Below are 10,285 nucleotides of genomic sequence, written 5' to 3'. Positions count from 1 at the left end.
CGGAAAACACGGGCTCAGTCGCCCTGGCCTGTGAACAACTCGCGCGGCGCGGCGCCGAGGTCGCGCCAGTGCTCCGGATGACAGGTGAAGAGCAGCACCTGATGGCGCTGGGCGGCGTCGAAGAGGATGCGCTTCATCTGCGCGCGCCGGTGGCTGTCGCTGTGGACCAAGGCGTCATCGAGGATGATCAGCGTCGGCCGGCCGGCTTCGCGCAGCAGGTCGGCGTAGGCGAGGCGGCTGATCAGACCGAGCTGCTCGCGGGCGCCGAAGCTCAGTGAATCGATCGCTTCGCGCTCGGCGCCGGCGTTGCCATTGCGGGTGATCTGTTGCGGGATGAGCTGCTCGTCGACGCTCAGACCGGCGTGCGGGAACAGCAAGGACAGGTAGCGGTTGATGTGCGTCTGGAGTGGCGCCTGCAAACGCTGCGCGAGGGCCTGCCGCTGCTGCTGGAGCAGTGTCTGCAGCATCGACAGCGCCTGGGCGCGGCGCTCGAGCGCATGCACGCGACGCGCCAACTGCTCGCATGCGCGCTGGCATTCTCCGCGCTGTTCCTCCAAGCCCTCGGCGCTGAGGGCCTCCAGTTGGCTTTCGAGCCGGTTCAGCTCCAGCTCGCGCGCCCGCGCGGCGTTTTCGATCTGTTCGGCACTGGTCGCGAAGCGTGCCACATCCTGCCGCAGGATCTCCGGGCGCGCGGCCTCGATCCGCTGTTGACGCGCGTCGATGCGCTGCTCGATGGTTTGCCGCTCGGCCCGTGCATCGGTCAGGGACCGATCAAGCGATTGGAGTTGCGCCTGGCGCTCGGGCGCTTCGAGTTCGGTCTGCAATCGCTGGCGCTCGGCGGCGCTGCTGTGCGCCTCGCTTTGCGCGGTGCTGAGCGCGAGCTGATGGGCGTGCTGGGCCTGCTCGGCCGCTTTCAGGGCTTGATGGGCGGTCTCGAGCCGGGCCTCGGCTTGCTTGAGGTCCAGGGGCGACGCCGCGTCTGCTTGCGGCGACTCAGGGGTTGCCCGCAGGGCGGCGCTGATCTCGGCATGCTGTCGTTGCAGTTCCTGTTGCTGTTGCGCGAGCAGATCGACGCCTTCAGGCGCGAGCGAGTTCAATCGCTCCTGATTGGCCTGGATCCTGGCCGCCAGGATCTGCGCGCTGATCGCGCGCGCCTCGGCCGCGGCGAGGTCGGCGACCCTGAGCTGCGCGCGGAGGGCGTCGATGCGCTCGCTCAGGCGCTGATGCTCGCGCGCCAGGGCGCTCAGGTCCTCGCCGCCGGGAATGATCCGCAGGCGCCCGATCTCGGGGATCAGTAGCTCGGCCGGCTCGAGCAGCAGCTCCTCGCCGCTGTCGGCGAGGGTCGCGGCGCCTAGCCTGAGTTGCCGCCTCGGTTCCAGCTCGAAGCGCACCCGGGTGGCGATGGCTTGGCGGCGGATCTCGAGTTCGCTGCGGGCTTGCTCGGCGCCGCGCAGTTCCTCGAGCTGGCGCGGGTCGATGCGCGCCTGTTGCAACTGCTGGCGTTGTGCGAGCAGGTCGGCCTGGACCTGGTGCGCTTGCTTGAGGTGATCGGCGAGCGCCTGGCGTTGGCGTTCGAGCTGCGCGAGGGTTTGCCGCTGGTGCCGCCGCTGTTGCTGTTGCCGCGCCTGCCGAGCGCGCTCGCGGGCCGCTTGGTAGTCGGTTTGGGCGTGCGCCAAGGTCTCGGCGAGGGCGGGACCGCGGGCGCTGAGGCTGGCCAGCCGCTCGCGTGCCTTCTGCTCGGCGGCTTGGCGTTGCTCCAAGGTGTCGTGCTGCTGCTCCAACCCCTTGAGCTGGCTGCGCAATAACTCGATCTGGCGTTGGATCTGCGTGTGTTGCCGGGTGTCGTTGGCTTGCGCCTGTTGCCATTGCTCGACCTGGTCGAGCTGGGCCTGGGCGGCCTGCTGTTGCGCGCGCAATACCTCCCAGGGCTTGGCGCGCCGATCCTCGACATGCTGCTGGCGCAGTGTCGCCAGGCGATCGACCTGGTCGCGGTAGGCGGCGATGCGCGCGTCCAGCTCGGTCAGCGCCTGCCGGTGCTCCGCGAGTGCTTGCTGCTGCGCCTTGTACTCGCCGCTCGGGCGGTTGGTGGCGGCGGTCAGCAGCGCCTTCTTCTGCGTCTCGACGGCCTGGAGGATCGCGTCGCCACTGCTGCTGGCGACCTCGCCGAGTTCGCTGCCGAGCGCGGTGTGCAGGTGATGGCCGGCGTGTTCGACCGCATCGCGGAGTTCATGGCCGGCGCCTTGCTCGATCCACAGCAGGCCGGGGATGCCCCAGTGCTCGGCCTTGCTGGCGCCGCGGCCGGGATGGCTGAAGCCGAGCAGTTCGGCGAGCCGCTCCTCGGCCTCGTCGCCGTTGAGCGCCTCGCTGCTGGCCTCGCTGTCGAGACAGTCGATGCTGTGGATGCGCAGATCGCAGCGCTTGCGGGCCAGGAAGCGCTTGCTGAGATGCCAGGCCTGGTCCTGCCAGCAGAACTCGAGTTCGACCTCGGGCGCGGCCGAGGAGTCGCCATACGGTTGCAGATCGGTGACGCGGCCGGAGCGATGGCGCTCGAAGAAGGCGGCGCGAATGGCGCGCACCAGGGTGCTCTTGCCGGATTCGTTGGGACCGGTGATGAGGTTGATGCCAGGCTCGAGGTCGGCCAATTCCAGCGGCTGCTGAAACCGACGCAGCTGGGCGATGCGCAGGCGTTTCAGCTGCATGGCGTCGCCCCGTCGGGAGTGTGCTGCGCGTGCAGCAGGTCGGCGAGGATGAGCAGCGCCTCGCGGGCGATCTCGGCGTCGTCGCCGTGCTGGCGCTCGCGCAGGGTGGCGATGACGTCGCCGAGATAGCCGTCGACCTGGAGGGCCGCGAGATCGGTATCGGTGGGGGTCAGACGCAGGTCGTCGGCGTCGACCTCGAGGCTGCGGCAGCGGCCCTCGGCGACCGCGAGCGCGGCTTGGAGCTGCCGATAGGCGCCTAGGTCGAGCGTGCCGCTGAGTTGGAGGCGCAGCACGCTGTTTGGGGCCAACGCTTGCAACCGTTCCATCAGCGCCTCGGCGTCGCTGGCCAGCCGCAGCTCGACTGGCCAACGCTGCCAATGGTAGGTGCCGATCGGGTAGGGGGTGACGCGCGGGGCGGCTGGAGACCCCGCCCGATCGATCTCGACCAACAGCGCCTGCCCGGCGCCGTTGTCCTTGAAGCGATCCTGCTCCGGCGTGCCGCTGTACCAGGTGCGCGCATCGATCTGCTTGAGACCATGCCAGTCGCCGAGCGCAAGGTAATCGAGTCGGGCGCGCTCGGCGCGGTCGGCGGCGATCGGGTTGGCCGAGTCGATCGCCTCGGCGAGCAGGCCCTGCACGCTGCCGTGCGCGAGCCCGATGCGCAACAGCCCGGGCGGCGTCGCGGTCTGGTCGAACCAGGCGGTCAGATCGGTCATGGTCTGGCGCTGGGTGAGGGGTGCCGGGAGCAATGCGAAACCGGCGTCGGGATAGAGGCGCGGCTCGGGTTCGAGCAGGAGTTCGACGGTGTCGGGCACCGCGCCGATGCGCCGGGCCCGGCTCCAGACGCTCTCGGCGAGCGCGGCGTCATGATTGCCGGGCAACAGCAGCCAGGGACCGGCATAGCCCTGCATGGCATTGAACAGCCGGCGGATGGTGCGATCGGAGACGGTCTGGGCATCGAACACATCGCCGGCCACCAGCACCGCAGCGACCTGCTGCGCTGTCGCGAGCGCCGCCAGCCGCTCGACCGCCGTGAAGCGCGCCTCGGCGATGGCGGCGGCGTCGGCAGGCGCGAAACGCCCATACTGGCGCCCGATCTGCCAATCGGCAGTGTGCAGGAAACGCGGCATCCTGACCTCCTGAATCCTTGATGGAGCCCTCTGCTCAAGCCACAGCATGCGGATGCTGACGGGCGAGTATAACCGGATCGGCGATGGCTGCACCGGATGGGCGCTGATCGGATCGGTTCGGTGTCGCGCCGCGACGAGGCCTTGCGATGCGCTTGGTTTATGATGGAGCGCTGTTGGCAAATGCCCGAGGTCGAGTCCCGACAGTCCTTCCATGACGAAAACAGCAATCCCCAAGGTCGGTTTCATCAGCCTCGGCTGCCCGAAGGCGACGGTCGATTCCGAGCGCATCCTGACCCGGCTGCGGGCGGATGGCTATGCGATCGCCGCCGACTATGCCAGCGCCGATCTGGTGGTGGTGAATACCTGCGGCTTCATCGATGCCGCCATCGACGAATCGCTGGAGGCGATCGGCGAGGCCCTCGACGAGCATGGCCGGGTGATCGTCACCGGCTGTCTGGGCGCCCGGGCCGAGGTCATCCGCGCGGCGCATCCCGAGGTGTTGGCGGTGACCGGCCCGCAGGCCGAGGACGCGGTGATGGCAGCGGTCCACGCGCACCTGCCGCGCCCCGAGCACGATCCGTTCCTGGATCTGGTGCCGCCGCAGGGCATCAAGCTGACCCCGGGCCACTACGCCTACCTCAAGATCAGCGAGGGCTGCAACCATCGCTGCCGCTTCTGCATCATCCCGAACCTGCGCGGTGATCTGGTCAGCCGGCCGATCGGCGGCATCCTCGACGAGGCGCATGGGCTGGTCGAGGCCGGCGTGCGCGAGCTGCTGGTGATCTCGCAGGACACCAGCGCCTACGGGCTGGATACGCGCTACCGCCCGGACTTCTGGCGGGGTCGGCCGTTGAAGACCGAGATCGAGACCCTGGCGCGCACGCTCGGCGAATTGCAGGCCTGGATACGGCTGCACTATGTCTATCCCTATCCGCAGGTCGACCGGCTGATCCCGCTGATGGCCGACGCGCTGATCCTGCCCTATCTGGATATGCCGTTGCAGCATGGCAGTCCGAGCGTGCTCAAGGCGATGCGCCGCCCGGCGGCGACCGAGCAGGTGCTCGAACGGCTCGCCGACTGGCGCCGCCTGTGCCCGGAACTGGTCTTGCGCAGCACCTTCATCGTCGGTTTTCCGGGCGAGACCGAGGCCGATTTCGAGCAGCTCCTGGGGTTCCTGCGCGAGGCGCGGCTGGATCGGGTCGGCTGTTTCAGCTACTCGCCGGTCGCGGGCGCCGCAGCGAATGCGCTGCCCGACCCGGTGCCGGAGGCGTTGAAAGAGGAGCGCCGGGCGCGGTTCATGGCCGTGCAGGGCGAGATCAGCCGCGCCAAGCTCGCCGAGCGCGTCGGCCAGCGCGCGATCGTCCTCGTCGATGAAGTGCACGAGGAGCAGGTGGTCGCGCGCAGCGCCGCCGATGCGCCGGAGATCGATGGCCGGGTCTTGATCGACGGGGCCTGGGAACTCGAGCCCGGCGATTTCATCGAGGTCGACCTGATCGCCAGCACCGAGCACGACCTCATCGGGGCGCCGGTCGGCGCCGATTGAGGTCGTGCTCGGTGCTACCCCAGACGCGGTTCAGCCGTCGGTCTCGGGGCTTGTTGCGTCCTCGCCCTCGGCGTCTTTCGCCGCCTCCGCCTGCGCGCCCTTCGCCGCCTCGGGCGGGCGCGGCACCTGACAGGCATCGAAGAACTGATAGTGCTCGATCGCCTCCAGGATGCCGGCCGCGAACGGCTGTTCGGCGAAGTAGATGCTCTCGGTATCGGTGAGCCGCGAGAGTTCCTCGTGGTGGCGGTTGGCGACCACCACGGCGAGGGTATTGCCGCGCATCATGTCCTCGTCGGCGCCGGAGCCGCCGGCGGTCAGGCAATGTTCGAGCGGGATGCCGAACTGATCCGCGACATAGCGCAGTGCCAGGCCCTTGGAGGCGCGCGCCGGCACCACGTCGAGGAACTGGCCAAAGGAGAGGTTGAGATGCACGTTGAGATCGGCCTGATGCAGGATGCTGCCGATCTCCTCCAGACAGGGGGCATGCTCGGGGTCGATGTAGAAGCTGACCTTGTAACGGCTCTGCTCGGACTTCGGCTGGCGCTTGATCCCGGGGAGATCCGCGAGCACGTCGCGCACCCGCCGCGGATACCAGAGATGGTCGATGTGGCGCGCCCAGGCATCGTCGGCGGTCAGTTGCGGGGCATAGTAGATCTCGGTGCCGAGCGCGGTGATCAGCACATCCGGGCGCGGGATGCCGTAGCGGCGCATGACCGCGAGCGCCGAGTCCAGGCGCCGACCGGTGGCGATGCCGAAGCTGGTGCAACGGCGGTTCTCGCGCATGATGCGCAGGAAATCTGCGAGCGAGTCGGGATCGCCGAGCAGGTTCTGATCGAGGTCGGTGAAGATGGCGCGGTCGTGATAGAGCATCGGCCGGCGCGCAACCGGCGCCATCGGTGGCGGCTTGACCTGGTCGAGCAGGGGCCTGATCGCCTGCAGGTAGCTCTCGGCATGCGCCTGCCAGGAATAATGCGCCTTCACGCCATTGATGCCGTTCTTGGCCAGGGTGCGCCAGCGCGCGGCATCGCTGATCACCTTCAGCAGGGCCTTGGTGATGTCCTGCTTGTCGAGCGGGTCGATGAGGATGCCGTTGTTGCAATGGTTGATGATGTCGATCGGCCCGCCGTCCTCGGTGGCGACGATCGGCAGGCCGCTGGCGGCGGCCTCGATCAGGGTCAGGCCGAACGGTTCGGTCAAGGCCGGGTTGACGAAGACCCCGCGCGAGGCCGCCGCGAGTTGGTAGAGGATCGGCACCTCGTCGGCGGAATGATGCTTCGGATAGGCGACCTTGCCGTAGAGGTCGTGCAGATCGATCAGGATCAGGATGTCGGTCAGCACCTGCTGGGCGCCGCTGTCGAGATCGCGGATATCGTCGCGATTGCCGGCCACGATCACCAGGTTGGCCTGTTGCCGTAGCTCCTCGGATTCGCCGAAGGCATCGACCAGGGTGGCGATGTTCTTGCGCTCGTCCGGGCGCGACAGCGCGAGCACCAGCGGCTTCTTCGGCTCGCGCAGGAAGCGCGCCAGCTCCTGCTTGATCGGCGCGGTTTGCTCGCTGCCATCGGCTGGATGGAAGCGGGTCAGATCCGTGCCCGGCGGGATCACCGACATGCGCTCGGGCTGGTAGTGATCGTAGAGCCCGTACTGCTCCTGGATCTCCTGGCTGGTGCTGGTGACCACGAGGCTGGCGGCGGCGAGCGTTTCTTCCTCGGCATTGATGCGCCGATCCATGTTGTAGCGGTTGTCGATGACCTCCTGCTTGACGCCCGAGGCCAGCAGTCGGCGGCGCTTGACGCGTCCGAGCGAGTGCCCGGTGTGCACCAGCGGCACGCCGAGCTGATTCGAGACGCGGGTGCCGACATAGCCGGCATCGGCATAATGGCTGTGGATCAGCGTCGGCGCGATGGCCTGGTCGCGCAGGAAGCCGAGCATGTTGTCGGCGAAGGTATCCAGGTAATCCCAGAGCTGTTCTTTGGGCAGATATTCGGCCGGGCCGGCTTCGATCCGCACGATGCGCGCATGCGGCCCGATCTCCTCGAGCGGTTGGCGGTAGTCCTCGCTGACATGGTCGTCATCGACGAGCCGCGTGAACAGGTCGACGCGCTCGATGTCGTCGCGCTGGGCCAGCGCCCGCGCGAGTTCGACCACATAGAGCGTTTGGCCGCCGGTATCGGCATCGCGGCCAAGTTCGAGTTGCTGACCGCGAATGAGTCCGTGGACGCTGATCAGGACGATGTAGCGGGAGTCTGGTTGTGGTGTCATGCGGTTGACGGCTGGCGATCGACTGGAAGACACGAAGCCCCCGAGAATAGCCGATCCGCAGGCGCGGTGTCTGCGGCAATCGAAAATCTCGACTGTCGCCGAGCCCCTGCTTTCACGTAGAATCCACGCCCCATGGACCTGAACTTTCTCGAATTCGAACAACCGGTCGCCGAGCTTGAGGCCAAGATCGAAGAGCTGCGGCATATCGGTGCCACGCTGGGCGCCCAGCATCTCGCGCGCCATGATGGCGACGATGAGGATGGCATCAATATCGCCGACGAGATCCAGCATCTCGAGACCAAGAGCCGGGCGCTGACCGAACAGATCTTCTCGTCGCTGACGCCGTGGCAGATCTCGCAGCTGTCGCGCCATCCGCTGCGCCCCTATTTCCTCGATTATGTCGATCGCATCTTCGATGGCTTTCAGGAATTGCACGGGGATCGCGCCTTCGCCGACGACCGCGCCATCGTCGGCGGCCTCGCGCGTCTCGATGGCCAGGCGGTGATGGTGATCGGCCAGCAAAAGGGCCGCGATACCAAGGAGAAGATCCAGCGCAACTTCGGCATGCCGCGGCCCGAGGGCTATCGCAAGGCGCTCCGGCTGATGCAGCTCGCCGAGCGCTTTGGGTTGCCGATCCTGACCTTCATCGATACCCCGGGCGCCTATCCCGGCGTCGGCGCCGAGGAGCGCGGTCAGAGCGAGGCGATCGCGCGCAACCTGCAGGTGATGGCCGGGCTGCGGGTGCCGATCATCGTCACCGTGACCGGCGAGGGCGGTTCCGGCGGCGCCTTGGCCATCGGCGTCGGCGATCGGCTGATCATGCTCCAGTTCAGCACCTACTCGGTGATCTCGCCGGAGGGCTGTGCCTCGATCCTGTGGAAGAGCGCCGACAAGGCGCAGTCCGCCGCCGAGGCGATGGCGATCACCTCCGATCGGCTCTATGAGTTCGGGCTGGTGGACGCGGTGGTGCCGGAGCCGCGTGGTGGCGCGCATCGCAATGTCGAGGATACCGCCGCGTCGCTGAAGATGGTGCTGGTCGATGAGTTGTCGCGAGTCGCCAGTCAGTCGCCCGACGAGCTCATCGAGGCCCGTTACCAGCGCCTGCGCAGCTACGGTCGTTTCAAGGGGTAGGGGCGTCTGAACGTGACCAAGCGCGCGTGCGCCGCCTGCCGGAGTCCGCACGCGGCCGCGCGCCGCGCCCCCCAACCAGCGGACGGCTGCCGGGTGCCGTGCGCCGCGCTCTCGCTGTCATGCCCGTCTTCTCCGCCGATCGTTTATCTCCGCTGCTGACCGAGCAACCACGGCCAGCCCGGCTCTGGATCGCCTACAGCGGCGGCGTTGACTCAACGGTGCTCTTGCATGCCTGCGCGCAGCTGCGCGATGCGCTCGATCTCGACCTGTCGCTGAAGGCGATTCACATCGACCACGGTCTGCATCCGCGTTCCGCTGACTGGGCGCGCCATTGCCGTCGCGTCTGCGATCAGCTCGGCGTGGCCTACCAGGTGCGGCAGGCGCGGATCGCGCGCCAACCCGGCGAGAGCCTCGAGGCGCTGGCGCGCGCGGCGCGTCAGCGCCTCTTCGCCGACTGCCTGGAGCCTGGCGACTGGCTCGCCACCGCCCAACATCGCGATGATCAGGCCGAGACCCTGCTGCTGGCGTTGCTGCGCGGGAGCGGTGTCCATGGTCTGGCCGCGATGCCCGCGCGCGCAGCGCTTGGGGCCGGCGTCTTGGTGCGACCGCTGCTCGACGTCTCTCAGGCCGATCTGCGTGCTTACGCCGAGGAGCATCGGCTGCGCTGGATCGAGGATCCCTCCAACCAGGATCCCGATTTCGACCGCAACCTGTTGCGCCATCAGGTCATGCCGATCCTGCGCCAGCGCTGGCCATCAGCGGCCACCACCATCGCGCGGAGCGCTGCCCACTGTGCCGAGGCGGCGGCGCTGATCGACACGCTGGCCGATGAGCAGCTGCCGACGGTTGCCGGCTCACGACCGGGAACGCTCTCGGCGGCGCGCCTGTCGACACTGGCGCCTGAGCGCGCCCGCGCGGTGCTGCGGCGCTGGCTGGCTCGGCAAGGCTTTCGAGCGACGAATAGGCGGCGCTTGGAGACGATCTTGGGCGAGGTCCTGTGCGCGCGCGCCGATGCCCAGCCCCTCGTCGCCTGGGAGGGGTGCGAGCTGCGTCGCTACCGCGATGATCTGTTCGCGCTTGCGCCCTTGCCGCCGCGCCCGGAGACCGCGCTGGGCTGGGATGGATGGCAGCCACTGCAGCTGCCGATGGGCTTGGGGACGCTGAGCCTCGAGGCCGCTGACTCAGCGCGCCCGGCGGCGGGCTTGGCATCCTGCCAAGCGTTGCCTCATGCGCCTTCCATGACCGTTCGCTTTGGCCGGCCGCGCTTGCCTTGCCGGCAACCGAATCGGCCCAGTCGTACCCTCAAGAATCTCTTTCAACAGAGCGATGTGCCCGCCTGGCTGCGGCCCTATGTGCCGCTGCTGGTCGATGGTCAAGGCGATCTGCTCGCGGTGGCCGGTGTCACCGGCTGCGGGTGCGATCGCGGTTCCACGCCCGGTCAGCGGATGCTGTACTTGCGGTGGGAGCGGCATCCTTGGACGCATCTTGGTTTGTTTGCCGTGCCAGTGACGGTGCCAGTG

At 68.2% G+C, this 10,285-nt stretch carries 6 protein-coding genes; 3 read left to right on the top strand and 3 right to left on the bottom strand.

Features of this window, described 5'->3' with window-relative positions:
* Positions 1–14: 14 nt before the first annotated feature.
* The gene (locus ACLFQI_RS07805; protein ID WP_410758347.1) at positions 15–2,699 is read right to left on the bottom strand and encodes an AAA family ATPase; all 2,685 of its coding nucleotides are present in this window, start codon (positions 2,697–2,699) and stop codon (positions 15–17) included.
* Positions 2,690–3,829, bottom strand: a complete 1,140-nt coding sequence (locus tag ACLFQI_RS07800) for a metallophosphoesterase family protein (RefSeq protein WP_410758346.1) — start codon at positions 3,827–3,829, stop codon at positions 2,690–2,692. Before ACLFQI_RS07800 ends, ACLFQI_RS07805 begins: the two co-directional genes overlap by 10 nt.
* A gap of 211 nt (positions 3,830–4,040) precedes the next feature.
* Here ACLFQI_RS07800 and rimO point away from each other — a divergent pair, with 211 nt between their 5' ends.
* Positions 4,041–5,372, top strand: coding sequence for a 30S ribosomal protein S12 methylthiotransferase RimO (gene rimO / locus ACLFQI_RS07795; protein ID WP_410758345.1), 1,332 nt, complete (start codon positions 4,041–4,043; stop codon positions 5,370–5,372).
* A 30-nt stretch (positions 5,373–5,402) separates the two neighbouring features.
* Here rimO and ACLFQI_RS07790 read toward each other — a convergent pair whose 3' ends face one another.
* Positions 5,403–7,634: an HAD family hydrolase gene (locus ACLFQI_RS07790; protein WP_410758344.1), complete on the bottom strand. Its 2,232-nt coding sequence runs from the start codon at positions 7,632–7,634 to the stop codon at positions 5,403–5,405.
* Between the two features lie 132 nt (positions 7,635–7,766).
* On the opposite strand from ACLFQI_RS07790, the gene ACLFQI_RS07785 reads away from it, so the two are divergent.
* Positions 7,767–8,765: an acetyl-CoA carboxylase carboxyltransferase subunit alpha gene (locus ACLFQI_RS07785; protein ID WP_410758343.1), complete on the top strand. Its 999-nt coding sequence runs from the start codon at positions 7,767–7,769 to the stop codon at positions 8,763–8,765.
* Between the two features lie 119 nt (positions 8,766–8,884).
* Positions 8,885–10,285: tRNA lysidine(34) synthetase TilS (gene tilS, locus ACLFQI_RS07780; protein ID WP_410758342.1), on the top strand; the 1,401-nt coding region annotated here is incomplete at its 3' end.

Origin of the sequence: Halochromatium sp. (assembly GCF_046541315.1) — a bacterium.
Taxonomy (GTDB): domain Bacteria; phylum Pseudomonadota; class Gammaproteobacteria; order Chromatiales; family Chromatiaceae; genus Lamprobacter.
This window is presented reverse-complemented; position numbering and strand designations above follow the sequence as displayed.

Excerpts from the sequence above, each read along its gene's own strand:
- rimO (WP_410758345.1), top strand. The coding sequence starts at position 4,041 with ATGACGAAAACAGCAATCCCCAAGGTCGGTTTCATCAGCCTCGGCTGC.
- ACLFQI_RS07785 (WP_410758343.1), top strand. The coding sequence starts at position 7,767 with ATGGACCTGAACTTTCTCGAATTCGAACAACCGGTCGCCGAGCTTGAG.
- ACLFQI_RS07790 (WP_410758344.1), bottom strand. The coding sequence starts at position 7,634 with ATGACACCACAACCAGACTCCCGCTACATCGTCCTGATCAGCGTCCAC.
- ACLFQI_RS07805 (WP_410758347.1), bottom strand. The coding sequence starts at position 2,699 with ATGCAGCTGAAACGCCTGCGCATCGCCCAGCTGCGTCGGTTTCAGCAG.
- ACLFQI_RS07800 (WP_410758346.1), bottom strand. The coding sequence starts at position 3,829 with ATGCCGCGTTTCCTGCACACTGCCGATTGGCAGATCGGGCGCCAGTAT.